This window comes from Duganella hordei (assembly GCF_040369125.1).
In the GTDB taxonomy this organism is placed as follows: domain Bacteria; phylum Pseudomonadota; class Gammaproteobacteria; order Burkholderiales; family Burkholderiaceae_D; genus Rugamonas; species Rugamonas hordei.
Genome location: NZ_BPWI01000001.1, coordinates 673,942 through 698,580, shown reverse-complemented (window position 1 = coordinate 698,580; position 24,639 = coordinate 673,942). Strand labels below are relative to the sequence as shown.

General features: G+C 63.2%; 20 protein-coding genes and 1 pseudogene. 12 read left to right on the top strand and 9 right to left on the bottom strand.

Annotation, left to right across the window (positions count from 1 at the left end; translation table 11 throughout):
• Positions 1–95 precede the first annotated feature (95 nt).
• Positions 96–554, top strand: a complete 459-nt coding sequence (locus tag ABWW33_RS02955; protein WP_176650792.1) for an Lrp/AsnC family transcriptional regulator — start codon at positions 96–98, stop codon at positions 552–554.
• Positions 555–602: 48 nt separating this feature from the next.
• On the opposite strand, the gene ABWW33_RS02950 is transcribed toward ABWW33_RS02955, so the two are convergent.
• Together ABWW33_RS02950 and ABWW33_RS02945 are read right to left on the bottom strand one after the other, a co-directional pair.
• On the bottom strand, positions 603–1,445 hold the full coding sequence (locus ABWW33_RS02950) for a transposase (protein WP_353398677.1): 843 nt from the start codon (positions 1,443–1,445) through the stop codon (positions 603–605).
• A gap of 110 nt (positions 1,446–1,555) precedes the next feature.
• Positions 1,556–3,058: an Lcl domain-containing protein gene (locus ABWW33_RS02945; protein ID WP_353398674.1), complete on the bottom strand. Its 1,503-nt coding sequence runs from the start codon at positions 3,056–3,058 to the stop codon at positions 1,556–1,558.
• Positions 3,059–3,218: 160 nt separating this feature from the next.
• Between ABWW33_RS02945 and ABWW33_RS02940 the strand changes: the two genes are divergently transcribed.
• Entirely contained in the window at positions 3,219–4,031 is an 813-nt protein-coding gene (locus tag ABWW33_RS02940) for a beta/gamma crystallin-related protein (RefSeq protein ID WP_353398671.1), read from the top strand.
• Positions 4,032–4,037: 6 nt separating this feature from the next.
• On the opposite strand, the gene ABWW33_RS02935 is transcribed toward ABWW33_RS02940, so the two are convergent.
• From ABWW33_RS02935 to ABWW33_RS02920, 4 genes are all read right to left on the bottom strand, one after another.
• The gene (locus tag ABWW33_RS02935; protein ID WP_353398668.1) at positions 4,038–4,901 is read right to left on the bottom strand and encodes an outer envelope protein; all 864 of its coding nucleotides are present in this window, start codon (positions 4,899–4,901) and stop codon (positions 4,038–4,040) included.
• Positions 4,902–4,993: 92 nt separating this feature from the next.
• Entirely contained in the window at positions 4,994–6,295 is a 1,302-nt protein-coding gene (locus tag ABWW33_RS02930; protein ID WP_176650787.1) for an NCS2 family permease, read from the bottom strand.
• A 211-nt stretch (positions 6,296–6,506) separates the two neighbouring features.
• Positions 6,507–8,132 (bottom strand): HAL/PAL/TAL family ammonia-lyase, encoded by a 1,626-nt coding sequence (locus ABWW33_RS02925; RefSeq protein WP_176650786.1) that lies wholly within the window; start codon positions 8,130–8,132, stop codon positions 6,507–6,509.
• Positions 8,133–8,146: 14 nt separating this feature from the next.
• Positions 8,147–9,397: a urate hydroxylase PuuD gene (locus tag ABWW33_RS02920; RefSeq protein WP_353398665.1), complete on the bottom strand. Its 1,251-nt coding sequence runs from the start codon at positions 9,395–9,397 to the stop codon at positions 8,147–8,149.
• Between the two features lie 222 nt (positions 9,398–9,619).
• Here ABWW33_RS02920 and ABWW33_RS02915 point away from each other — a divergent pair, with 222 nt between their 5' ends.
• The 9 genes and pseudogenes from ABWW33_RS02915 to ABWW33_RS02875 all read left to right on the top strand — a co-directional run bounded on the left by ABWW33_RS02915 (position 9,620) and on the right by ABWW33_RS02875 (position 20,390).
• The gene (locus ABWW33_RS02915) at positions 9,620–10,558 is read left to right on the top strand and encodes a LysR family transcriptional regulator (RefSeq protein ID WP_353398662.1); all 939 of its coding nucleotides are present in this window, start codon (positions 9,620–9,622) and stop codon (positions 10,556–10,558) included.
• Positions 10,559–10,691: 133 nt separating this feature from the next.
• The gene (locus tag ABWW33_RS02910) at positions 10,692–12,446 is read left to right on the top strand and encodes an allantoate amidohydrolase (RefSeq protein ID WP_353398659.1); all 1,755 of its coding nucleotides are present in this window, start codon (positions 10,692–10,694) and stop codon (positions 12,444–12,446) included.
• A gap of 13 nt (positions 12,447–12,459) precedes the next feature.
• A complete protein-coding gene (gene xdhA, locus ABWW33_RS02905; protein WP_353398657.1) occupies positions 12,460–13,950 on the top strand; it encodes a xanthine dehydrogenase small subunit in 1,491 nt (496 codons plus the stop codon).
• Positions 13,947–16,304, top strand: a complete 2,358-nt coding sequence (gene xdhB / locus ABWW33_RS02900; protein WP_353398654.1) for a xanthine dehydrogenase molybdopterin binding subunit — start codon at positions 13,947–13,949, stop codon at positions 16,302–16,304. The genes xdhA and xdhB overlap by 4 nt, the downstream gene beginning before the upstream one ends.
• A 1-nt stretch (position 16,305) precedes the next feature.
• Entirely contained in the window at positions 16,306–17,400 is a 1,095-nt protein-coding gene (gene xdhC, locus ABWW33_RS02895; RefSeq protein WP_353398651.1) for a xanthine dehydrogenase accessory protein XdhC, read from the top strand.
• A gap of 237 nt (positions 17,401–17,637) precedes the next feature.
• On the top strand, positions 17,638–18,960 hold the full coding sequence (gene guaD, locus ABWW33_RS02890; protein ID WP_353398648.1) for a guanine deaminase: 1,323 nt from the start codon (positions 17,638–17,640) through the stop codon (positions 18,958–18,960).
• A 4-nt stretch (positions 18,961–18,964) separates the two neighbouring features.
• Positions 18,965–19,433: pseudogene (locus tag ABWW33_RS02885) on the top strand (class II aldolase/adducin family protein).
• A gap of 11 nt (positions 19,434–19,444) precedes the next feature.
• Positions 19,445–19,633, top strand: a complete 189-nt coding sequence (locus tag ABWW33_RS02880; protein WP_353398646.1) for a 4-oxalocrotonate tautomerase — start codon at positions 19,445–19,447, stop codon at positions 19,631–19,633.
• A gap of 19 nt (positions 19,634–19,652) precedes the next feature.
• The gene (locus ABWW33_RS02875) at positions 19,653–20,390 is read left to right on the top strand and encodes a substrate-binding periplasmic protein (protein ID WP_353398643.1); all 738 of its coding nucleotides are present in this window, start codon (positions 19,653–19,655) and stop codon (positions 20,388–20,390) included.
• Between the two features lie 3 nt (positions 20,391–20,393).
• On the opposite strand, the gene ABWW33_RS02870 is transcribed toward ABWW33_RS02875, so the two are convergent.
• On the bottom strand, positions 20,394–21,344 hold the full coding sequence (locus tag ABWW33_RS02870; RefSeq protein ID WP_353398640.1) for an SDR family oxidoreductase: 951 nt from the start codon (positions 21,342–21,344) through the stop codon (positions 20,394–20,396).
• A 95-nt stretch (positions 21,345–21,439) separates the two neighbouring features.
• Here ABWW33_RS02870 and ABWW33_RS02865 point away from each other — a divergent pair, with 95 nt between their 5' ends.
• Positions 21,440–22,333, top strand: coding sequence for a LysR family transcriptional regulator (locus tag ABWW33_RS02865; RefSeq protein WP_353398637.1), 894 nt, complete (start codon positions 21,440–21,442; stop codon positions 22,331–22,333).
• On the opposite strand, the gene ABWW33_RS02860 is transcribed toward ABWW33_RS02865, so the two are convergent.
• Positions 22,320–23,153, bottom strand: coding sequence for an urea transporter (locus tag ABWW33_RS02860; RefSeq protein WP_353398634.1), 834 nt, complete (start codon positions 23,151–23,153; stop codon positions 22,320–22,322). The genes ABWW33_RS02865 and ABWW33_RS02860 overlap by 14 nt on opposite strands.
• A 32-nt stretch (positions 23,154–23,185) precedes the next feature.
• Positions 23,186–24,628 (bottom strand): pyruvate kinase, encoded by a 1,443-nt coding sequence (gene pyk / locus ABWW33_RS02855; RefSeq protein ID WP_176650774.1) that lies wholly within the window; start codon positions 24,626–24,628, stop codon positions 23,186–23,188.
• Positions 24,629–24,639 lie beyond the last annotated feature (11 nt).

Here is a 24,639-nt window from a genome sequence, read left to right as displayed (position 1 = left end):
GGCTTCCTGAATTTGCTTCGCTTATGTAAATTTAAAGGACGACGTCCCGAATAATATAGAATATATGGGATATTCATCTTTTGCGGAACTATCCCATGGAAATTGACGAACTCGATCGCCGCATCCTGCGTGAACTGCGCCAGGACGGCCGCCTGAGCAACACCAAGCTGGCCGAAAAGGTCGGCCTGTCGACCACGCCGTGCTGGAACCGCGTGCGCGCGCTGGAGGAAGGCGGCATGATCGAAGGCTACACGGCGCTACTCAGCCAGAAGGCGCTGGGCTACCCGGACACGGTCATCATCGAAGTGACGCTGGACCGGCACGACGACGACATCTTCGAAAAATTCGGCCAGGCCCTGGCCGATCTGCCGGAAGTGATGGAGGCGTATCTACTGACCGGCGAATACGACTACCTGATCAAGGTGGCTGTAGCCGGTACGGCGGGCTACGAAGAATTCCTGCGCCGCAAACTCTACAAGCTGCCCGGCCTGCGCCACAGCCGCTCCACCTTCGTGCTGCGCTGCCTGAAGCGCGCCCATTCGGTGGAGCCATAAGACAGCGGACTCTAAAAAAGGCGGGGTCAGTTCCGGCAACCTGCCACGTCAGAGCTTACCGTCATATTTCTTTACCGCGCGATTCACCGTTCTCAAAGAAACGCCGAAGAACTCGCCAATTCGCTCCATGGTGAATACGGTAGAAAAATACGCGTTCGCCATCGCCTGATCCCTGTCTGAAAATTGAAGCCGATATTCTTCCAGTGACCGAGCGGCCGCCCGTCGGTGGGCTTTGGAAACACCTCGCAAAGACGCGTCCCCAAAACAGCTTCGATGGTGTTCGACGAAAGACTCGTCGCCTAACATAAGCTGATGGCAGACTCGCTTCAATGGACTATCCAGCCCCACCCCATCCATCACAAACTGACGATACCGCGCTATGGCCAGGCTGCGCGTCGAGCCAAACTGCCCCAACAACCATTCTGTGTCGAGCCACTCTGGCCGATCGCCCATCCCCATCAGATATCGATGGCTGCTCCATACCCACTCTTCCGGCAACTGCACCAGGTGGGCTCGAAGCGGATTGAGCACCACGTACCGTGACAGCGCCAACAAATAGCTTTGCTTTTGAACCAAAATTGCTTTGTAGCGCCCTTGAAAAAGGTGTCCCGACAGACGATGCCGACGATTGAAGTGCTGAGTGTATAAGCCGTTCAACTGCCGCATTCCCTGCGACAGATTACCCTCGACGGTCTCAACGACCGCATGGTAATGATTCGTCATTTGGCAATACGCATGGATGACAAAATTGAATCGCTTACAGACGATCGCAAAAATATCGAGCCACGCCATTCGATCGGCGTCGTCACGATAAATTGCTTCGCCATGATCACCACGTGAGGTAACGTGATACAGCGCACCGGCGAACTCTATGCGGAGTGGACGTGTCATTCACACACCCTAGTCCCGCCAGCCTCGACATACGCTGATTTAACTCAATTGCGGATTCAATCATGCCTCTGGCGTACGTGGCACGATGCCGGAACTGACCCCGCTTTTTTTTACGGACCGCGCACCGCCAGCGTGTAGCCGGTGTTGCCTTTCAGGATGCTGTAGACGCCGTAGTCGCAGCTGAATACCGTCCAGGCCTGCGTCGGGTCGGCGAAGTCGGTGCTGGAAGTCCAGTAGAACTCCAGCTCGACGAAGTTGTTGAATACCGCCGCCTGCTCTATCGCCGTCTTTTCCTCGTTCTGGAACACGGAGTTGAAGCGCAAAGCCATATTGGTTTCCGCGCGGTCGGCCAGACTCAACATCTCGGCGCGGTTCGGCATGCGCCAGCTGCCTGCGCTCGATCCGTCGGTCAACCCGCACTGTCCCTGCGACAGCGCCCGTACAGCGGCCAGCGCACCGGCCCACGGTTGACGGATACAGTTGGCCTGCTTCAGCCACACCAGCCCCGTTACAGTATCCTTGACAGTACCGTTACCCCCGTCGACAAAGCGCAGCGAGGTTTGTCCCACGCCGCTGCGAACATCGCCGTCGTCGCCAGCAGCGTAGACGATGAACTGGCCGGTGGCCATCAAATTCACGCTGCCGCTGCCGCCACTCTTCACCGCCCACACGCCATTGGGAGAGCTGGCCTTCAGATTGTTCAGCAAATCGTTGATATAGCGGCCGTCCTTGAAATCGATCACCCACGCTTCTTCGGTGACGCCGCGGTAAGTGGTCGAACTCCAGTAAGGCCCGGCCACGTTGAGGAAGGGGTGCCCTCCAGCCAGTGCCGGATTGCTGCGCGAGATATCGACCAGGCTTTCCAACTCGATCACATTCGGCAAGCGCCAGTCGCCGGCCTTGGAGCCGTCGCTCAGGCCGCACATGCCGTTGGCCATCTGCTTGACCGCCGCCAGCGCGTCCAGCCAGTTGCGGGCGCTGAAGCAAGCCGCGTTGCGGGTCCAGACCAATCCCGTCAGCTTGTCGCTGACGCTGCCGTTCTGCAGATCGACAAAGCGCCCTGTAGGCCACGCCAGGCCGTTTTTCAACGCGCCGTCGTCGCCGGCGGCGTAGCTGGTCTGCTGTCCGCTGGCGGCCAGGTTCAGCAGTCGGTTGCCCCCGTCATAAGCGTCGAAGTTCCCGCCGGTGACGTTGCTGCCGGACGTGGCCATGTATGACAGCACCATCCGGTACAGGGCGTTGTGATCGGATTTGAGCGCGGTGGCGCTGCCGTTGGCCGGCACCGGATAGAAGCCGTAGCCCGCCTTGGTGGCCCAGATTTCATAGCGCGTCTGGGTACCCGTCATCAGGCCGCTGAAGCTGTAGTTGCCGTTGGCGTCCGTGGTCGCCTGCACCGAGGTGTGGTTATTGGTCTGGTAGGCCGTCACCACCACACCCGCCAGCGGCGCGCCGCCCTTGACCGTCACCTTGCCGGCCACGCTTGCCGTCAGCGGCGCGTTCGGCGTCGTCGCGACCACCGTCGGGCCAGGACTGGCGCCCCCGCCTCCTCCGCCACCGCACCCCGCCAGCAGGCCCCATACAAGCGCAAACATCCAATAACGATGACGAATCATGGCCGCTCTCCCCTTTAACGCCAAGTATCCTCCAGTTTTCCCTTCAGGTAATAGAATTTTTATATTGGAAATATGCTTTATGTGCACAAGCGCACAGAACGTACGTCACAAACGGCTCATGCTGGCAGCGCCTCAAGACCATCCACAACGGAGAAGAAAAATGAATAACAAACTGAAAATCGCCATAGCCTTCGCAGCGCTGGGCATGACCACGCAAACCTTTGCACAAATCACCTTCTACGAACACGACGGCTGGCGCGGCCGCGCCTTCACCGCCAACAAACAAGTGCGGGACTTTACCCGCAACGGTTTCAACGATCGCGCCTCGTCGGTGGTGGTCGATCGCGGCCAGTGGGAAGTGTGCGATGACTCCAACTTCCGCGGCCACTGCATGGTGCTGCGTCGCGGCAGCTACGAGTCGCTGAGCGGCATGGGCATGAATGACCGCATCTCGTCGGTACGCCCGCTCGGCCGCCGCGACCGCTATGAAAATGAAGCGCCGGAGCCGCTGCCGCAACCTACCAATGAATATCGCCGCCGTCCGAGCGAGCGCATTATCGAAGTGCCGATTACCTCGGTGCACGCCGTGGTCGGCACGCCTGAGCAACGCTGCTGGGTCGAGCGCCAGCAGGTGACCGAGCCCGCGCGCAGCGGCACCAGTGCCGGCGGCGTCATCGCCGGTGCGCTGATCGGCGGCATCCTCGGCCACCAGGTCGGCGGCGGTACGGGACGCGATGTCGCCACCGCCGGTGGCGCGATCGCCGGCGCGGCCATCGGCAACAATGTGGCCAACCGTAATAGCACGCAGACCTCCGAGCGCGATGTGCGCCGCTGCGAAAACGTCGAAAACCAGAAGCCGCAATACTGGGACGTAACCTACAACTATCGCGGCCAGGAGCACCGCGTGCAAATGACCGCGCCACCGGGGAACTCCATCTCCGTCAACAGCAGCACTGGCGAACCCCGGATTTAATGTAGTCTAGAAGTGGTACTCGGCCCGTATCATCGGCGTCTTGGCGACATAGCCTTGACCGCCGGTGGTGGCCGAGGTGTTGCCGAACTTGTTGCGCCAGTATTGATACTCGACGCCGATTCGGAAGGTGTTCTTCGCGTGGCCCATCGCGGCCCCCACATCAAACATCACCTGCATGTCGATATTGGTCTCTGCGCCGGTATCGTTGCCCACTTCGTCCTTGCCCTTCGACGCGATAAAGTTCGCATAGCCTTCGAACGCCCACAACGAACCAAATGGAATCCCCCATTCCGACGACAGCATTGCATGCGTCTTGTAGGTATAACGTCCAGTGACGGTGGAGATCGGAGGGAAGGCGCCGCTCGGCGCGTTGCTCTCGTTGATCAGCAACAGACTGGTGTTGAAATGGCCGGCCGGCACGTCCCACATGAAGGTCGGTCCCAGCACGAACATGCGCTTGCGCGAGTTGTAGCCTACGTCGTTCTTGGTGTTGACGTCGAAACCACCGGTGATCCCCAGGCCGCGCACCGGGCCGAATTTGTATTCGGTGCCGGTCACCTTGCTCAGGTCCACGGTGTTCCGGTACAGGATATAGGCTTCGTTGGCGCCGGACTTTTGCGTCAGCGACGCCGGATCGTTTTTATCCGACATCAGGAAGTCGGCGTTGAAGAAGTTGGTGCCGTACTTGTAGCCGCTGACGTGAGTCAGCGCCACGATGTTCTTGGCGATGTCCTGGCTGTTGAACGGCTCGCGGTAGTCGGTGCCGTAACGCCAGCTGACGGAGGTGTCGCTCCAGTCGGCGGCGTTGACAGAACCGGCCAGGCTCAGGAAGGCGATGCACAGCAGTTGTGGAATTTGTCTCGTTTTCATTTTAGTTTTCCATATTTTTGAACGTGACCGTCCCAGCCGGCGCCATTGCGGGCGCCGGACAGAGATCAATCGGGAGAAGAAGAGTTGGTTCCTCAGCCAGCGCCGAGGTAGACGAACTTGAAGGTGAACACGCAAGCGATCGCCCAGATCACTGGACGCACTTCGCGCACCCGGCCGGTCAACAGCTTCAGCACCGCGTAGGAGATGAAGCCGAAAGCCACGCCAAGCGCGATCGAGTACGTGAACGGCATGGTCAGTGCCGCGATTGCCGCGGGCACGGATTCGGTGGTGTCGCTCCAGTCGATGTCGACCAATTCGCGCAGCATCAGGCACGACACGTACAGCAGCGCGGGCGCCGTTGCGTAGCTCGGCACCACGCCGGCCAGCGGCGAGATGAACAAGCAGGCCAGGAACAGCACACCGACGGCGACGGCGGTCAGGCCGGTACGGCCGCCCGCTTGCACGCCGGCGGCGCTTTCGATGTAGGCGGTGGTGCTGGAGGTGCCCAGCAGCGAGCCGGTGACGATGGCGCAGCTGTCGGCCAGCAGCGCCTTGTTCAGGCGTTCCATCTTGCCGTTGACCAGCAGGCCTGCGCGGTTGGCCACGCCCATCAGCGTGCCGGTGGCGTCGAACAGCTCGACCAGGAAGAATACCAGCACCACGTTCAGCAGGCCGACCGAGATCGCGCCCATCAGGTCCAGCTTGAACAAGGTGGGCGCCAGCGACGGCGGCGTGTCGACGATGCCGTTGAACTGGTTGCCGCCGACGAAGAAACTCAGCACCGTCACGGCCAGGATGCCGATCAGGATCGCGCCCTTTACCTTCAGGCGGTCCAATGCGACGATGATGAAGAAGCCGACGATGGCCAGCAATGTCGGCGCCTTGTGCAGGTCGCCCACGCGCACCAGCGTCTCAGGGCTGCTGACGACGATGCCCGCGCTTTTCAGCGAGATCAGGCCGAGGAACAGGCCGATGCCGACGGTGATGGCGGTGCGTATCGAATGGGGGATGCCGTTGACGATCATCTCGCGCAGCTTGAATACGCTGACGAACACGAACAGGCAGCCGGAGATGAAGACCGCTCCCAGCGCCATTTCCCAGGGCATGCCCATGCCCTTGACCACGACGTAAGCGAAGTAGGCGTTCAACCCCATGCCCGGCGCCATGGCAATCGGATAGTTTGCATACAGGCCCATAATGAGACAGCCCAGCGCTGCCGCGATACAGGTGGCGACGAAGACCGCGCCCTTGGGCATGCCGGCGTCACCGAGGATGGAGGGGTTGACGAAGATGATGTAAGCCATCGTCAGGAAGGTAGTCAGGCCTGCGACCAATTCGGTGCGCACGTCGGTACCGTTCTCTTTCAGCTTAAAGAACTTCTCTAGAATTAACATGATGTCTCCGTGTTCTATTTTGACTACTTATGTGTCGTCCGCCGATTAAACATGGGAACAATCGGCATAGACCTTATCTCAGGGGCCACTTCTTGAAATCGCTGTGGTGGCATACCTGCTATCTGTTATGGCCTATAACAGTCGGGCGCGCCGTATTTTCATTACGGCGTAGCCCTATGTTTACCCTCCTCTGGTCAGAGGTCCTTCCGGTTTAGACGAATTCACCTATTTGTGCGACGACCGCCTTGCGCACCGAGCCGGTGGTGATGAAGGAACGCGCCACTTCAAGGTCGTTGTGCAGCCAGCGGTCGCCGTCGAGGCAGGCCGGGATCTGGCTGCGCACCGCCTCATACGCCACCTGGGTGCCTTTGCCGAGCACAAAGCCAGGCAGCAGACTTTCCGTCATCGTCAGCGCCTGGGAGGCCAACAACATTTCAACGCCGACAATGTACTGTGTGTTCGACACCACAGTGGCGGCCTTGCGCGCGCACCAGGTGGAGTTGGATACGTGGTCTTCGCTGTTGCCCTTGGCCGGAATCGAGTCGACGCTGCCCGGCATGCACAACGTGCGGTTCTCCATCACCAGGGAACTGAGCGAGCATTGCATCACCGGGTAGCCGGTGTTCACGCCGCGCACGCCGGACATCAGGTTGCGCGGCAGGCCCCACGACAAGGTCGGGTCGATCAGGCGCGCGACGCGGCGCTCGACGATGCTACCCAGGTCCGCGACGGCCATCGCCAGCAGGTCCATCGCCTGCGCCAGGTATTGGCCGTGGAAATTACCACCCGAGATGATCTCGAAGCCGCCGCCGTCCTTGCCGAAGATGAGCGGGTTGTCGGTGGCGGAATTCACTTCCTTGTCGAGGATGGTGTCGATGTAGTCCAGCGCATCGAACACCGGGCCATAGACCTGCGGCGCGCAACGCAGCGAGTACACGTCCTGGATGCGGGCCGTGTACGGGATATCGGTGCGGCGCAGCTCTTCGGGGAACTGCACGGCGCGCGCTTCGTGTGTGGTGCGGGTCGACCCTTGCAGCAGGTCGCGGATGATGGCGGCGGTCTTGATCTGGCCGGCGTGCGGACGCGCTTCGTGGATGCGTGGATCGAAGGCCGACATCTCGGCGCGCATCGCTTCCAGCGTCAGGCCCAGCGACAGGCAGGCGTCGGACAGCATGTTGCGCGCGTCTTCCGCAGCCAGCAGCGCCACCGCCAGCGAGACGGTGCAGCCGTTGATCAGCGCCGACGCGTCCTTGGCCTTCAGCTCGAACACGACCGGACCGACGTTGGAAGCGCGGATCGCGTCGGGAGCCGACATGCGCTGTCCCTTGTACATCACTTCCGCCTCGTCGAAGCCGGCGATGGCGGCGGCCAGGTAGGCTAGCGGCGCCAGATCGCCCGAGGCGCCGACGGAGCCCTTCTGCGGCATGATCGGGTGGATGCCGGCATTGACGAAGGCCAGCAGGCGGTCCACCACTTCGACGCGCGGCGCCGAGTAGTTGCTGGCGAAGGCGTTGGCGCGCAACAGCATCGTGGCGCGGCTCACCTCTTCGGAGAACGGCTCGCCCATGCCGCAGGCGTGGGCCTTGATCAGCTGCGTCTGGAACAGGACGATGTCCTGCACCTTGACGCGGGTGTCCTTCAGCATGCCGACACCGGTGTTAAAGCTGTACATCATCGGCGCTTCGTCGTGCATCCAGGTCGACTCGATGTAATCACGGCTTTCCTTCAACGCGGCGCGCGACGAGGCGGCCAGGTTGACTTCGATGGCCGGGTTGCGGGCGACGGCGACGACCTGCGCGGCCGTCAGGTTGAAACCATTGATGGTGGTAGTAGTCATGATCTGTCTTCTTGTCAGTTGGCGCCGGCGGCGAACCACGCACCGAGCTCGGAGCGTTCTTCAGGCGTGATGTTGGTCATATTCCCGATCGGCATGGCCTTCAGCACGACGGCCTGTTGATTGATCTTGGCCGCGTTCTGGCGGATCAGTTCAGGCGTGTCGAACTTGATGCCGGCAGGCGCGGTGGCGAAGCCGGGTTGTGTAGGCTGCGCGGCGTGGCAGCTGACGCAGCGCTGGTTGACGATGGCCTGCACGCGAGTAAAGTCCGGAGCCGCGACGCTGGCATGTACCTCGCCGGCGGCATCGCCGGCAACCGCCGCCGAAGCCGCAGGTACAGGAGCAGCGGCCGGACGCGGCGCGATCACCACCGCCACCGCGGCCAGGATGGCGACGCCCGCCGCCGGGAACTGCCATGCGGTCTTGCCATGGTGGCGCAGGTTGAAGAAGTGACGTATCAGCACGCCGGCTGCGATGATCGCGCCCAGCAGCGCCCAGCTGTAGGCGTGGCTGTAGGTCATCGCGTAGTGGTTGCTGATCATGATCAGCAGCACAGGCAGCGTGAAGTAGTTGTTGTGCACGGAGCGCTGCTTGGCCTTCTTGCCGTGGATAGGATCCGGCGATTTGCCCTGCTCCATCGCTTCCACCAGCTTGCGCTGGCCGGGGATGATCAGCATCAGCACATTCCCGACCATCATCGTGCCGATCATGGCACCGACGTGGATGTAGGCTGCACGGCCGCTCAGGAACTTGGTCAGCACGTAGGCCATGGCCACGATGAAGACGAACATGATCACGCCCAGCAGGCCGTCCTTCTGGCCCAGCGGCGAGCGGCACAGCGTGTCGTAGAAGATCCAGCCCACCAGCAGCGAGCCGAGGCCCACGCCGATCGCCTGCAACTGGGTCAGGTCCGCGACCGACTTATCGATCATCATCGCCGAGGCGTTGAAGTAGTAGACGATGAACAGCAGCGAGAAGCCGGAGATCCAGGTGGCGTATGCCTCCCATTTGAACCAGTGCAGGTCCGACGGCAGTTCGGCCGGCGACACCAGGTATTTCTGCGGGTTGTAAAAACCGCCACCATGCACGGCCCACAACTCGCCGGACACGCCCTTCCTGGCCAGGTCGGAACCCGGCTTCGGAGGACGAATGCTGTTATCCAGCCAAACAAAGTAGAAGGATGCGCCGATCCACGCGATCCCCGTGATCAGATGCAGCCAGCGCACCAATAGATTGAGCCAGTCCACGCCGTAAGCGAGCAATTCCATGTTGTCCCCATGATTGGATTAAGCTCGTCTGCCACCGCGGGCGCTCCAGACGATTGGGATGATTTCCCTTTTGGCCGCGAACTGTTGAAAGCTCCGCTGCGACCGATTGAAAACCACGCGCAGGTCACGCATGGTGTGAGACGAACGATAAAACTAATTCTGGCTTTTCGTATGGCAGTAGCCGTATATTAAAAATAGGCTCACCGTTATAGATAGACCCATATGGCACAACTTCCCGACCACTTAGACCTGCATCTGATCCGCATCCTGTACATGCTCCTCTGCGAGAAAAACGTCTCCCGCGTGGCGATGAAGCTCGATCAGACGCAACCCTCTATCTCCGCCTCGCTGCAAAAACTGCGCGAGCTCACAGGCGATCCGCTGCTGGTGCGCGGCGGCCGCGGCATGGTGCCGACCCAGCATGGCGAAAGCCTGAAGGAACCGGCCAAGCGCATCCTCGACGAAGTGGGACAGCTGTTCCTGCACAAGACGCCCTTCGCCTCCAAGGAGGAAAGCCGTACCTTCCGCATCGGCGCGCCTGACTACCTGGACATCCAGTTCCTGCCCAACGTCGTGGCGCGCTTGCGACGCGAATCGCCCAAGAGCCGCATCATCATCCACAGCCTGGGCGCGGAAGTGGACTCGATCCGCATGCTGTCCGACGGCGAGCTCGATCTGCTGATCGGTAACTGGGAGCAGCCGCCGGAGCACCTGCACCTGTCACGCCTGTTCGAGGACCCGATTATCTGCGCCATGCGCGCGGACGCCCCCTACGCCAAGCGCACCGGCCCGGACGACATGACACTGGCCGACTATCTGAGCCTGCCCCACGTGGCGCCCTCGCCCACGCTGCCCGGCTTCCACGGCGTGATCGACAGCTTCCTGGCGCAGCAGGGCCACCAGCGCAACGTGGTCGTCGAATCGGCCTATTTCAGCCTGATTCCCTACATGCTGACGCAGACCGACATGGTGCTCACCACGGGGCGCCAGTACCTGCGCTTCTACGAGCGCAACCTGCCGCTCAAGACCTTCACGGTGCCGGTGCGCTTCCCGACGATGCGCTTCTACCAGCTGTGGCACGAGCGCGTGCACCACGCCCCGGAACACAAATGGCTGCGCGACCAGGTCACGCAGGCGGCGCAGGCGCTCGTCTCCAAATAATCCGTGGCAAGGTCACAACACTTCCCATAAGCCCGGGCTGAATGCGGTTATGGCCCCGGGCATATATAACAGCCTCCCCCGCCATATATCATTCCTCTTATACCAAGAGGAGACAGGCCCCGCCTGCACAACGATGACAATCACACTAGATCACCTGAACGGCTGCAGCGCCGAAGAGTTCACCCAGCAGCTGCACGGCCTGTACGAACATTCGCCATGGATCCCGCAGCGCGCCGCCGCGCAGCGTCCATTCGCCACCACGTCCGCCCTGAAACAGGCGCTGCAAGCCGTCGTGCGCAAGGCCACCGAGGACGAACAACTGGGCCTGGTCCGCGCCCACCCGGAACTGGCAGGCAAGGCGGCCCTGGCCGGCGAACTGACCGCCGAGTCGACCGGCGAACAGGCGCAGGCCGGCCTGACCCACTGCAGCGCCGACGAACTGGCCACGCTGCACAAGCTGAACGCCGACTACAACGCCAAATTCGGCTTCCCCTTCATCCTCGCGGTGAAAGGACCGACCGGCAACGGCCTGTCGCGCCAGGAGATCATCGCCGCCTTCAGCCGCCGCCTGCGTTCGCAGCGCGACGACGAACTAGCCGAATGCCTGCGCCAGATCGGCCGCATCGCCGAAATGCGCCTGAACGCACTGCTGGAACTGCAACTGCAGTTCGGCCCCACCATCATGGAATGGTCGGAAGTGATCGGCGCCTGGAGCGACGACGCCGACAACCTAACCTGCGCCTACATGACCGACGCCCACCGCAAGACCGCCGCCCAGCTGGCGGCGTGGATGAAGGAAGCCGGCATGGAGGTTGAGATCGACCCGGTCGGCAACGTGGTCGGCCGCTACAAATCGGACAAGCCGGGCGCCAAGGCACTGCTGACGGGTTCCCACTACGACACCGTCCGCAACGGCGGCAAGTACGACGGCCGCGAAGGCATCCTGCTGCCGATCGCCGTGGTCAAGCACCTGAACGAGCGCGGCGAACGCCTGCCGTTCGACCTGGAGATCATCGGCTTCTCGGAAGAAGAAGGCGTGCGCTATCAGAGCACCTTCCTCGGTTCGAACGCCGTCATTGGCCAGTTCGACATGAAGCTGCTGGACAAGGCCGATGCCCAGGGCATCACCATGCGCACCGCGCTGACCGAAGCCGGCCACGACGTCGGCAAGATTGCCTCGGTGGCGCGCAAGCCGGAAGACGTGCTGGCCTTCGTCGAAGTCCACATCGAACAAGGCCCGGTATTGCTGGGCAAAGGCCTGCCGACCGGCGTCGTCACCTCGATCGCCGGCAGCTGCCGCTACCAGGTCGAACTGACCGGCCTGGCCAGCCACGCCGGCACCACGCCGATGGTCATGCGCAAGGACGCGGCAGCGGCGGCAGCGGAAATCGTGCTGTACGTGGAAGACCGCTGCGGCCGCGAACCTTCGCTGGTCGGTACCGTCGGCCAGTTGCACGTGCCGGACGGCTCGGTCAACGTGATCCCCGGCGCCTGCAAGCTGTCGCTGGATATCCGAGCGGCCGACGATGCGACCCGTGACGCCGCGGTCACCGACATCCTGAACCAGGCCGAAGCCGTCTGCGCGCGCCGCCAGATCGGCCTCAAGGTCACCAAGATCATGCAGGCTCCGGCCGCGCCATGCGCGCCATGGCTGGTCAGGCAGCTGGCTGCCGCCACCGAGCGCGCCGGCATCGAAGTGTTCGAACTGCCGTCCGGCGCCGGCCACGACGCCATGGCGCTGGCCCGCATGACCGACGTGGCCATGCTGTTCACCCGTTGCGGCAACGGCGGCATCAGCCACAACCCGCTGGAAACCATGACGGCCGACGACGCCGAAGTGTCGGCACAGATCTTCCTGGACTTCCTGCGCCAGTTCCAAACCAAGTAATTGCGGAGCAATCATGACTGAACCAATTCGATTCTTCTACCGCGGTGAGGTGCACAACGTCGCGGGCAGCGCACCAACCCGCACCCTGCTCCAGCACCTGCGCGAAGACCTGCACTGCACCGGCACCAAGGAAGGCTGCGCCGAAGGCGACTGCGGCGCCTGCACCGTAGTCGTGGCCGAGCTGCAGCCCGACGGCGAAGTGGCCATGAAGTCGGTCAACTCCTGCATCCAGTTCGTCCCTACGCTGGACGGCAAGGCCGTCTTCACCGTCGAGGACCTGAAGCAGGCCAACGGCAGCATGCATCCGGTGCAGGAAGCACTGGTCGAATGCCACGGTTCGCAATGCGGCTTCTGCACGCCGGGCTTCGCCATGTCCTTGTGGAGCCTGTACCTGAAGCAGGACGGCCAGACCACGCCGCCGTGCCGCAAGACCGTCGATGAAACGCTGTCCGGCAACCTGTGCCGCTGCACCGGCTACCGTCCGATCATCGATGCCGCGCGCCGCATGGGCGAACTGCCTCACGTCAGTTTCGACCGCGAGGCGCTGAAAGCCTCGCTGCAATCCATCCAGCGGACCGAAATGTATAGCTACAGCCACGACGGCCAGACCTTCCACGCACCGCGCACGCTGGCCGAACTGGCCGCGCTGCGCGCCGAAAAACCGACCGCCACCATCGTCGCCGGCTCGACCGACGTCGGCCTGTGGGTCACCAAGCAGATGCGCAACCTCGGCGACATCATCTACGTGCGCCAGGTGCGCGAACTGCACCACATGGAAGAAAGCGACGGCGTGCTGACCATCGGCGCCGCCGTCTCGCTCAACGATGCCTACGAGGCCGTCTGCAAGCATTACAAGGACGAGCTGCACGAAATGTGGCAGCGCTTCGCCTCGCAGCCTATCCGCAACACCGGCACCCTGGGCGGCAGCGTCGCCAACGGCTCGCCGATCGGCGACTCGGCGCCGTGGATGATCGTGCTCGGCGCGGAAATCGTCATCCGCAGCGATAAGGGCCAGCGCACCATGCTGCTGGAGAAGTTCTACGTCGACTACATGAAGAAGGATTGGCAGCCGGGCGAATTCGTCGAAGCCGTACGCATTCCGCTGCCGCGCAAGGATATCCAGTTCCGCACCTACAAGCTGGCCAAGCGCTACGACCAGGACATCTCCGCCGTCTGCGCCGCCTTCGCCTTCACGCTGAAGGACGGCATCGTCAGCGACGCCCACATCGCCTACGGCGGCATGGCCGCCACCTCGCGCCGCGCGCCACTGGCCGAAGCGGCCGTCAACGGCAAGCGCTGGAACGAAGAAACGCTGAAACTGGCGATGGCCGAACTGGCCAGGGACTACACCCCGCTGAGCGACATGCGGGCCACCGCCAACTATCGCATGAAGACCGCGCAAAACCTGCTGCGCCGCTACTGGCTGGAGACCAATCCGGACTCCGCCCAGCCGGTGCAATCGATCAACGCCTACCACTACGCGGAAGGAGCCGTGCCAGCATGAACAGCAAATCCGAAGCATTCCTGACGCAGCCCGCGGTTCCCGGAGTTCCAATGACCTGGGCCGAAGTCGGCCAGTCGCACCCGCACGAATCGGCAGTGCTGCACGTGCTGGGCGAAGCCACCTACACCGACGACATCCCGGAAGCTCAAGGCACGCTGCACGCCGCGCTGGGCATCTCGTCCAAGGCGCACGCCAACATCCTGTCGATGAACTTCGACGCGGTCAAGGCCATGCCTGGCGTGGTCGCCGTCTATACGCACAAGGACATTCCCGGTACCAACGATTGTGGTCCTATCATTCACGACGACCCTATCCTGTCCGAAGGACTGGTCGAATACATCGGCCAGCCGATCTTCATCGTGGTGGCGGACTCGCACGACAACGCCCGCCGCGCTGTCAAGAAAGCCGTCATCGAATACGCTGAGCTACCGGCCATCCTGACACCGCAAGCCGCGCGCGACGCGAAATCCTTCGTCGTCCCGCCGATGCACCTGGCGCGTGGCGATGCGCAAGCGGCGTTCGTGCGTTCGAAACACAAGCTGAAAGGCGATCTGCATGTCGGCGGCCAGGAACAGTTCTACCTGGAAGGCCAGATCTCGTATGCCATTCCGAAGGAAGGCAACGGCATGCTGATCTACTGCTCGACCCAGCACCCGACCGAAATGCAGCACGTGGTCGCGCACGCCCTGCACCGCCATTCGCACGATATCGTGGTCGAGTGCCGCCGCATGGGCGGCGGTTTCGGCGGCAAGGAATCGCAATCGGCGCTTTGGGCGGCCTGCGCCGCCATCTCGGCCGCGCACCTGCGCAAGCCGGTCAAGCTGCGCGCCGACCGCGACGACGACATGATGGTCACCGGCAAACGCCACTGCTTCTACTATGAATACGAGATGGGCTACGGCGACGACGGCCGCATCGTCGCCGCCAAGGTGGAGATGGTGTCGCGCGCCGGCTTCTCTGCCGACCTGTCGGCACCGGTCGCCACACGCGCCGTCTGCCACTTCGACAACGCCTACTACCTGGCCGACGTCGACATCCGCGCCATGGCCGGCAAGACCAACACGCAATCGAACACCGCGTTCCGCGGCTTCGGCGGTCCGCAGGGTGCCATCGCCATCGAATACATCATGGACGAAATCGCCCGCAACCTGGGCATGGATGCGCTGGACGTCCGCAAGATCAACTTCTACGGCCGCAACGACGAAGAAGGCCGCAACGTCACGCAATACCAGCAAAAAGTGGTCGACAACGTCATCCACGAACTGGTCGCGCAGCTTGAGCAGGAGTCCGACTACCGCAAGCGCCGCGAGGAAATCAACGCGTTCAATGCCAAAAGCACGGTGCTGAAACGTGGCTTGGCGCTGACGCCGGTCAAATTCGGCATCGCCTTCAATGTCACCCACTTCAACCAAGCCGGCGCGCTGGTGCACATCTACACGGACGGCTCGGTGCTGGTCAACCACGGCGGCACCGAAATGGGCCAGGGCATCAACACCAAGGTATGCCAGGTTGTAGCACATGAACTGGGCATCGACCTGGCGATGGTGCGCGCCAGCGCCACCGACACCAGCAAGGTTGCCAACACCTCGGCCACCGCCGCCTCCACCGGCGCGGACTTGAACGGCAAGGCGGCGCAGGACGCGGCCAACACCATCCGCAAGCGCCTGGCCGAATTCGCCGCCAAGCGCCACGACGGCGATGCCGACACCGTGCGCTTCGAAGCCAACTTCGTCCACGTCGGCGACCTTGCGATTCCGTTCTCGGAGCTGGTTCAGAAGGCTTACCTGGCGCGCGTCCAGTTGTGGTCGGACGGCTTCTACGCCACGCCGGGCCTGCACTGGGATCCGAAGACCATGAGTGGCAACCCGTTCTCGTACTACGCTTACGGCGCCTCGGTGTCGGAAGTGGTGGTCGACACGCTGACCGGCGAATGGAAGCTGTTGAAGGCCGACGCGTTGTACGACGCCGGCAACTCGCTGAATCCGGCCATCGACGTCGGCCAGGTCGAAGGCGCCTTCATACAGGGCATGGGCTGGTTGACCACCGAGGAACTGTGGTGGAACGCGGCCGGCAAGCTGATGACGCACGCGCCGTCGACCTACAAGATCCCCGGCGTGTCGGACTGTCCGGAGAACTTCAGCGTGCGCCTGTTCAAGAACCGCAACGTGGCCGACAGCATACACCGCTCCAAGGCGGTCGGCGAGCCGCCGCTGCTGCTGCCGTTCTCGGTGTTCCTGGCGATCCGCGACGCCTGCTCCGCCGTGGCCGACCACAAGTACAATCCGCCGCTACGCGCGCCAGCCACCAGCGAATCCATCCTGAACGCCATCACGGCGGTCCAGGAACGAGGTTGACATGTCCAACAATAGCATGCCTTTCAACCTCAACGCGCTGACGGCGGCCGCCAGCAAGGCGGTCCCGCGCGTGCTGGTGACGGTGGCGCAGGTCGCCGGCTCGGCGCCGCGCGAACCGGGCGCCAAGATGCTGATCACCCAGTATCACGCCTTCGACACCATCGGCGGCGGCCATCTTGAAATGGTCGCCACCGATATCGCCCGCGAAATGCTGGCCATGCCCGCCGGCGACGTCCATGCCGAGCGTCGCCTCGAACGCTTCCCGCTCGGTCCAAGCCTGGGGCAATGCTGCGGCGGCGTGGTACACCTGGCGTTTGAACGCATCATGCCGGAAGCCGGCGAACACTTCGGCGCGCTGGCCCGCCGCTGGCGTGACGGCCAGGACAGCTGGCGCCTGGTGCCGCTGGACTGCGCCGAGCCGGCCAGCATCTACGACGCAGCCGGCGCTCACCTTTCAGGCCCCGGCCCCGCAATGCTGGCCCGTCCTGGCCCCGGTATCGACTGTAAGGTACGCATCGACGATTTCGGCCACCGCTGGCTGATCGACTCCTGTCTGCCCTACCGCCCTCGCCTCTACCTGTTCGGCGCCGGCCACGTCGGCGCCGCCATCGTGCGCGCGCTGGCCGAACTGCCTTGCCAGGTGGTCTGGGTCGATGAGCGGGACGACATGTTCCCGCCGGTGCTTCCGGCCAACGTGCGGGTCGAAGCGACCGATACGCCGGAAGCCGTGGTCGAAGAAGCGCCGGCCGGTGCCTCCTTCCTGGTGCTGACCCACAGCCACGCGCTGGACCAGCAGCTGTCCGAGCACATCCTGCGCCGTACCGACTTTACCTGGTTCGGCCTGATCGGCTCCAGGACCAAGCGCGTGTCGTTCGAACGCCGCCTGCAGGAACGCGGCATTCCAGCCGCCCGCATGGCCGACATGACCTGCCCCATCGGTCTGCCCGGCATCCACGACAAGGCGCCGGCCGTCATCGCCGTCTCGGTGGCCGCGCAGTTGATGCAGGTGTGGGAAGCCGCAGCTCTGACTCCGGCGGAGATTAGTGTTAAAATCGACGCATCCGCTACTCTCGAAACATCGGAACTCAGCACATAATGCGTGATCTGATTCTCTCTACATTGCCTGCAGCCTGGGCGCCCTCACTCTCCGGCAGCGCCGGGGCGGGAGCGCGTCATCGCCTCTCATTGATCTAGCCGTCGCGCTAGTTTAAATCCACAAAACGTACAGCCGGTGTGGCGCCACGCGCCCGCCTTAATCGCCGACGACCATGTCAGTCGCGCCGCCCACTGCGCGCGCGTCAACTGCCGTCCGCAAAAATCGAGGAATCAAATCATGGCAAGCATCATCACCCAAAGCGGCAACTTCCAGGCATATCGCGCCAGCCTTCTCCACTTCAGCGACGACCCGGCCTACCAGGCCAACGCCTGCTTGTGGCACGAAGACGGCCTGTTGATCGTCAACGACGGCAAGGTCCACCTGGCCGGAGACTTCAGCCAGCTGATCGGATTCCTGCCGAAGGACACGCCGCTGCACGACTACCGCGGCAAGATCATCATGCCCGGCTTTATCGACACCCATGTGCACTATCCGCAGACCGACATGATCGCCTCGCCCGCGCCCGGCCTGCTGCCATGGCTGGAGAAATATACCTTCCCGACCGAGCGAAAATTCGCCGATCCGGAGCACGCGGCCAACGTCGCCAGCTTCTTCCTCGATGAACTGACCCGCTGCGGCACCACCACCGCCATGGTCTACTGCACCGTGCATCCGCAATCGGTGGACGCCTTCTTCACCGAGAGCGAAAAGCGCAACCTGCGCATGGTCGCCGGCAAGGTGCTAATGGACCGCAACTGCCCCGACTTCCTGCAGGACACCGCTGAAAGCGGCGCCCGCGAAACCGAAGACCTGATCAAGAAATGGCACAAGCGCGGCCGCCAGCTGTACGCCATCACGCCGCGCTTCGCCCCGACCTCCACCGAGCAGCAGCTGGAGCTGGCCGGCGCGCTGGCCAAGGCCTATCCGGACACCTTCCTGCAAACCCACGTGGCGGAAAATACCGATGAAGTGGCCTGGGTCAAATCGCTGTTCCCCAACGCCCGCAGCTATTTGGACGTGTACGACCACTTCGGCATGATGCGTCCGCGCTCGATGTACGCCCACTGCATCTGGCTGGACGACACCGACCGCGCCCGCATGGGCGAGACCCAGTCGGCGATCTCGGTCTGCCCTACCTCCAACCTGTTCCTCGGCAGCGGCCTGTTCGACTTCGAGCGAGCCTTTGCGAAGAGGATCCCGCTGTCGCTGGCGACCGACGTCGGTGGAGGTACCTCGTTCTCGATGCTGCAGACGATGAACGAAGCCTACAAAGTAGCACGCATGGGCGGTACCTACCTGCAGGCAATGCGCATGTTCTACCTCGCCACATTGGGCGGCGCCCGCGCGATGCAGCTGGAAGGCACGATCGGTAACTTCGTGCCCGGCGCCGAGGCCGACTTCATCGTCCTCGATCCGAAGGCGACGCCGCTGCTGGCACGTCGCACCGAGCGCACCGATTCGATCGAAGAGCTGCTGTTCGCCATCGCCATGCTGGGCGACGACCGCGCCATCTCCGCCACCTACGCCGCCGGCAGCGTCGTGCACCAGCGCCAGGACTAAGCGGATGAACAAGGACGAATGGCAGGCACGCGTCGATCTCGCCGCGTGCTACCACCTGTGCGCCCTGCATGGCTGGGACGATGTAATCTACACCCACATCTCGGCCGTCGTGCCGGGCGAGGCTGGCCGCTACCTCATCAATCCGTTCGGTCTGCGGTTTGAGGAGGTGTGCGCCTCCAACGTGGTAAAGGTGGACGGCGACGGCAACCCGGTCGACGCGGCCCAATACGACATCAACCGCCCGGGCTTCGCGCTGCATGCGGCGGTGCACGGCGCGCGCCACGATACTGGACAAAACCTGCGCCATCCAGCTCAAGGCGCAATCCGGCGACGGCAGGCTGCATATGCCACAGCACGAAACCTGCCTGAGGACGCATCGGCAACTGCTGGGCGACGGCAGCCCGGACGGACGCCTCGAATGGCCCGCTCTGTTGCGCAAACTGGATAAACTGAGCCCGAACTATCGCTCCTGAAAGGAAGCACCATGCCGACTATTAACGTACAACTGTTTGAAGGCCGCACGCTGGAGCAAAAGCGCGCATTCGTCAAAGCCGTCACCGAAGCCACCGTGCAGACGCTGGGCGCGTCGGCCGAATCGGTCGACATCATCATCCACGAGTGCAAGCGGGAGAACTGGGCCACCGCCGGCAAGCTGTGGTCCGAGCAGGACTAAAATCGGGTAGGATAGCGCCATGAAACGGCGTACCTTATTCAACCTGGCGCTGGCACTTGGTTGCGCCCCCGCTTCCATCCTGGCGACGGAAAGCCGGCAACTGCGTGTAGTCACCGCACACCTGCCGCCGCTGGTCCTCGAGAACGGCGGCGACAGGCCCGGTGCGCTGTACGAGCTGCTGATGGAATTGTGCAAAAGGATGAAGCTCGAGCCCAAGGTGGAATTCTTCCCCTGGAAACGCGCTCAGTTCCTGGCGACGACCATGACGGCCACCGTCATTTTTCCGCTTACCCGCTTGCCGGAACGTGAGAACAAATTCCGCTGGCTGGCGCCGATGTATGAAGAACATTATCTGTTCCTCGCGCCACGCAGCGGCAAATTCGATACCCAGCATCCGGAATTGATGAAGTCCGCACGCATCTCCACGTTGCGCGGCGCCGGGCAGGCCCTCATGCTGCAGGATCTGGGCTACCACAACCTGATCGAAGCCAGCTCGATCGAGGAAGTCCATCGCTTTCTCCTCCAGGGCATGGCCGACGCGGCATTCGGGGAGAGGTTCATCATTCAAAGTTCGCTCAGAAGCCGCAACGCCGAAAAGGATTTCCAGGTCAGTCCACCGGTACGCAGCACCACCGCGTGGCTGGCCGGATCGCTGGACTTCGACGACGCCACCGCCCAGCAGTTCCAACGCGCGAAGATGGCGATGGATGCCGACGGTACGTCGCAGCGCATCCTCGCCAAATACGGACTGGCCTAGTACTTACAGGCTGCCCAGGCCATCCAGGGTGCTCCGCACCGCGACGTCGAGCGGCGTGCGCGGCTCCACGCCCAGCATCTTGACCAGCCGGCGGTTGGACATCTGCACCGGCTGCCGCCACAGATAGCGCATCTCGCGCAGTTCGCGGAACACCGTCACAAACGGCGACGCCAGCGACAGCAACCACCAGGGGAAAGCACTTGCCTTCAGCTCCGGCCGGCGGGCGGCGCGCGCGATCGCCGTGACCATCTGCGTACCGTCGGCATCCCAGTGGCCTTCCATCTGATAGCGCGCGAAGGTCTCCAACTGATCGTCCTTCTCGATCAACCGCACCATCGTCTCCGCCACGTCAGGCAGATAGGCCCATTGATGGCCGATACCCACGCTGCCGGGATAACTGATCGCCGTCAGCGGCTTGCCGGGTTTGACCAGGCCCTGTGCGAACCAGCTGTTGCCCGCTTTCGGCCCGAAAAAGTCTCCGGCCCGTACGATCAAGGTGCGCACGCCTTCGGCGGCCGCCGCCTGCAAGTGTGCCTCCATCTGCACGCGGATCGCGCCTTTGCGAGTGACGGGATTCTGCGGCGACTCCTCGTCGATGAGGGGGAACGCATCGGGGCCGTAGTTGTAGACGGTACCGGGCAGCAGGATGCGCGCGCCGCTGGCGCGTGCCGCGGCGATGGTGTTGTCTATCATCGGCAGCACCAGCGCGCCCCAGTTACGGTAGCCGGGAGGATTCACCGCGTGCACGATCAACTGCGCGCCCTGCGCGGCGGAGATCACGTCCTGGCGATTCATCGCGTCGCCGGCCAGCCATTGCAGGCCGTCGCCCTGCTTTGCCGCGCTGAGCGGAGCGCGGTGCAACGCCTTGACCGTCCAGCCGCGCGCCAGCAGCAAACGTGCCACTTCGCCGCCGATACCGCCCGTCGCGCCCAATACCAATGCTGTCTTTTCCATGGTGTTCTCCGTGTGGTGAGTTGATGTAGCCAGTGTGGGCCAAACGGAGTTAAAAGAAAATTACCTAAATTCGCATAGGCGCTATACAATTTCGTATGACCGAACCAAACTGGGACTTATATCGATCCTTTCTCGCCGTGCTGCGCGAGGGATCGCTGTCGGGCGCCGCCCGCGCGCTGGGCCTGACGCAGCCGACCGTCGGCCGCCACATCGACGGCCTGGAGCAGGCATTGTCGTTGTCGCTGTTCACCCGTTCGCAGACGGGATTCATTCCGACCGAGGCCGCCCACGCCCTGCGCTCGTATGCCGAAACGCTGGAAGCTACGTCGTCGGCGCTGCTGTGGGCGGCGTCGGGGCTTGGCCACGGAGAGATCAAGGGAACGGTAAGGGTCACGGCCAGCGACGTGGTGGGCGTCGAGGTGCTGCCGCCGATATTGGCGCGGCTGACGCGGCACCACCCCGGCATCACCATCGAGCTGACGACCTCCAACCGCATCGAAAACCTGCTGCGGCGAGATGCCGACATCGCCGTGCGCATGCAACGCCCCGACCAGGATGTGCTGGTGGCGCGGCGTATCGGCAACATCGACCTGGGCTTCCACGCGCGGCGCGATTATCTCAAGCGTCGCGGCACGCCGCTGAGCTGGCAGGACATGGCCAACCACTCGCTGATCGGCGTGGACAGCGAGACGGCGTTCACCCGCAAGCTGCAGCACCTGCTGGGCGAACTGAAAGACAACACCTTCGCACTACGCAGCGACAGCGACCTGGTACATCTGGCCTCGATCCGCGCGGGGCTGGGCATAGGCATCTGCCAGGTCCGGTTGGCCGAGCGCGATCCACAACTGGTGCGCGTACTGCCCGACCTGCTGACCATCCCGCTCGATACCTGGCTGGCGATGCACGAAAACCTGCGCAGCAACCCCGCCTGCGCCACCACCTTCGCCGCGCTGGCGGATGGATTGACCGAGTATGTCAATGCCGCTTAATACCGCTTAGTATCATCCAGGTCGTCAGGATGAACGGCAGCGTGAAGTATGAGAGCGAGAGACCGCCGAGGGCGACGGATAGCACAATGCTCAGCGCTACGCCCGCCAGTCGCAGGTGCCAGCGACAATGCCGGCTGCCCAGGGCCAGCATGACGAGTGTGCTGTTGATACCGGCGCCGGTGGCGTGGGCCGCGATGCCGCTGTCGGGCCATGCCGCCGCGGTGGCAATGAACGTGAGCCAGGATACGGATGCACCCGCGAGCGCCGACATGGCCAGATGCCAGTCGCACCGGGACATCGCGGCCCACAGCAGCATGCCCAGCGGCGCGAGGCCGATAAAGGTCGCCTGGCTCAATGTGCAAAACAGATAGTTCAATGGGGCGCTGCCGCAGCTGGAATCGCCGGGCAGCGGCGATGGTTGCAAGCCGAAGTTTTGGCCTATCGCCATGGCCAGCCACATCATCAGGACAAACGGCAGCGTCAATGGCGGGATGCGCAGGCGCTGCATTACCTGCGTCAGCGCGGCGGTCAGCAGACCGCTGGCTGCGATCCAGACCAGCAGCGCGCCATCCAGCCGATACGCGGCGCACAAGCCGATGCCGGTCAACGCGCCGTTGAAACTGTATATACCGTCATGACGGTTTTCCGACGGCAGCCGCATCGCCCATGCCGCAAGCGACGCGGAACTGACGCCGAGCGCGCAGCCCAACGCCAGTGCCGGTGCATTCAAGTACAGGCAAAGCAGCAGTACCGTGCCAAATATTGGCGAAGCCTGAAAGTAGATCTGCCCTATTCCGACCAACTGGCGCTGCAATATCAAGGGAACCGCAGCGCCACGAGACGACGATAGAATCACGCCGCGACAGGTTCGTCGGTCGGCCAGATCTGCGCGATGCGCAACAAGTTGGTGCTGCCCGGCTGGCCGAACGGCACGCCCGCCGTGATCGCGATCTGGTCGCCCGGCTGGCCGAAGCCTTCACGCAACGCCGCCTGGCAGGCCGCCGCCACCATCCGGTCGACATTGCGCACGTCCGGACTGACCGTCGAATGCACGCCCCACGCCAGCGCCAGGCGGCGCGCCGTCGACAGGTTCGGCGTGATGCTCAGGATAGGCGCCGTCGGCCGCTCGCGCGCCGCGCGCAGGCTGGTGTGGCCGGAACTGGTGTAGGTCACGGTCGCCACCGCGCCGACGATCTGCGTCACGTCGCGCAGCGCCGAGCAGATGGCGTCGCCGCTGTTGGGCATTGGCGCCTGGTTCTGCGCATCGATCATCTGACGGTACAGTGGATCCTTCTCCACTTCGCAGATGATGCGGTTCATGATCGATACCGCTTCAACCGGATACGCGCCGCTGGCCGATTCGGCCGACAGCATCACCGCGTCCGCGCCGTCATAGATAGCACTGGCGACGTCGGACGCCTCGGCGCGCGTCGGCACCGGCGTGGAGATCATCGATTCCAGCATCTGCGTGGCGATGACGATGGGCTTGCCCTGCTGGCGGCAGGCGCGCAGGATGCGCTTTTGCACGCCCGGCACGCACTCCGGCGGCAACTCGACACCCAAGTCGCCGCGCGCCACCATGATCGCATCCGACACCGCCACGATCGCGTCCAGCGCATCCATCGCCGCAGGTTTTTCCAGCTTCGCCAGCAGCGAAGCGCGGTCGCCGACGATGGCGCGGGCCTGCAGCAAATCCTCGGGCCTCTGCACAAACGACAGCGCGATCCAGTCCGCGCCCATCTCCAGCGCGAAGTCCAGGTCGCGCAGATCCTTGGCGGTTAGCGCGGGAATCGGCAGCACCACGTCGGGCACATTGACACCCTTGCGATCCGACAGCACGCCGCCATTGACGACGCGGGTACGGATGACGCGGCGGCCCTCGTTGGCCAGCACCGCCAGCCGCACCTTGCCGTCGTCCAGCAGCAGCGACTGGCCGGCGTCGATCACCTCGAACAGCTCCGGGTGCGGCAGGCAGACGCGCTGCGCATCGCCCGGCGCCGGATCGCGGTCCAGCGAGAATTCCTGACCAGCCTCCAGCTTTACCTTGCCTTCGGCGAACTGGCCCACGCGCAGCTTGGGTCCCTGCAAATCGGCCAGGATGGCGATGGGCCGGCCAACGCTGCGTTCGATCTCGCGCACGATGTTGCAGCGCGCCTGGTGGTCCTGATGGGTGCCGTGGCTGAAGTTAAAGCGGAACACATCGGCACCGGCCTCGAATAGCGCCAGGATGGCTTCCTTGGTGCTGCTGGCCGGGCCGAGCGTGGCCACGATTTTGGCCTGACGTTGACGTCGCATTGGGTATTCCT

Excerpts from the sequence above, each read along its gene's own strand:
- ABWW33_RS02955 (WP_176650792.1), top strand. The coding sequence starts at position 96 with ATGGAAATTGACGAACTCGATCGCCGCATCCTGCGTGAACTGCGCCAG.
- ABWW33_RS02950 (WP_353398677.1), bottom strand. The coding sequence starts at position 1,445 with ATGACACGTCCACTCCGCATAGAGTTCGCCGGTGCGCTGTATCACGTT.
- ABWW33_RS02945 (WP_353398674.1), bottom strand. The coding sequence starts at position 3,058 with ATGATTCGTCATCGTTATTGGATGTTTGCGCTTGTATGGGGCCTGCTG.
- ABWW33_RS02940 (WP_353398671.1), top strand. The coding sequence starts at position 3,219 with ATGAATAACAAACTGAAAATCGCCATAGCCTTCGCAGCGCTGGGCATG.
- ABWW33_RS02935 (WP_353398668.1), bottom strand. The coding sequence starts at position 4,901 with ATGAAAACGAGACAAATTCCACAACTGCTGTGCATCGCCTTCCTGAGC.
- ABWW33_RS02930 (WP_176650787.1), bottom strand. The coding sequence starts at position 6,295 with ATGTTAATTCTAGAGAAGTTCTTTAAGCTGAAAGAGAACGGTACCGAC.
- ABWW33_RS02925 (WP_176650786.1), bottom strand. The coding sequence starts at position 8,132 with ATGACTACTACCACCATCAATGGTTTCAACCTGACGGCCGCGCAGGTC.
- ABWW33_RS02920 (WP_353398665.1), bottom strand. The coding sequence starts at position 9,397 with ATGGAATTGCTCGCTTACGGCGTGGACTGGCTCAATCTATTGGTGCGC.
- ABWW33_RS02915 (WP_353398662.1), top strand. The coding sequence starts at position 9,620 with ATGGCACAACTTCCCGACCACTTAGACCTGCATCTGATCCGCATCCTG.
- ABWW33_RS02910 (WP_353398659.1), top strand. The coding sequence starts at position 10,692 with ATGACAATCACACTAGATCACCTGAACGGCTGCAGCGCCGAAGAGTTC.
- xdhA (WP_353398657.1), top strand. The coding sequence starts at position 12,460 with ATGACTGAACCAATTCGATTCTTCTACCGCGGTGAGGTGCACAACGTC.
- xdhB (WP_353398654.1), top strand. The coding sequence starts at position 13,947 with ATGAACAGCAAATCCGAAGCATTCCTGACGCAGCCCGCGGTTCCCGGA.
- xdhC (WP_353398651.1), top strand. The coding sequence starts at position 16,306 with ATGTCCAACAATAGCATGCCTTTCAACCTCAACGCGCTGACGGCGGCC.
- guaD (WP_353398648.1), top strand. The coding sequence starts at position 17,638 with ATGGCAAGCATCATCACCCAAAGCGGCAACTTCCAGGCATATCGCGCC.
- ABWW33_RS02880 (WP_353398646.1), top strand. The coding sequence starts at position 19,445 with ATGCCGACTATTAACGTACAACTGTTTGAAGGCCGCACGCTGGAGCAA.
- ABWW33_RS02875 (WP_353398643.1), top strand. The coding sequence starts at position 19,653 with ATGAAACGGCGTACCTTATTCAACCTGGCGCTGGCACTTGGTTGCGCC.
- ABWW33_RS02870 (WP_353398640.1), bottom strand. The coding sequence starts at position 21,344 with ATGGAAAAGACAGCATTGGTATTGGGCGCGACGGGCGGTATCGGCGGC.
- ABWW33_RS02865 (WP_353398637.1), top strand. The coding sequence starts at position 21,440 with ATGACCGAACCAAACTGGGACTTATATCGATCCTTTCTCGCCGTGCTG.
- pyk (WP_176650774.1), bottom strand. The coding sequence starts at position 24,628 with ATGCGACGTCAACGTCAGGCCAAAATCGTGGCCACGCTCGGCCCGGCC.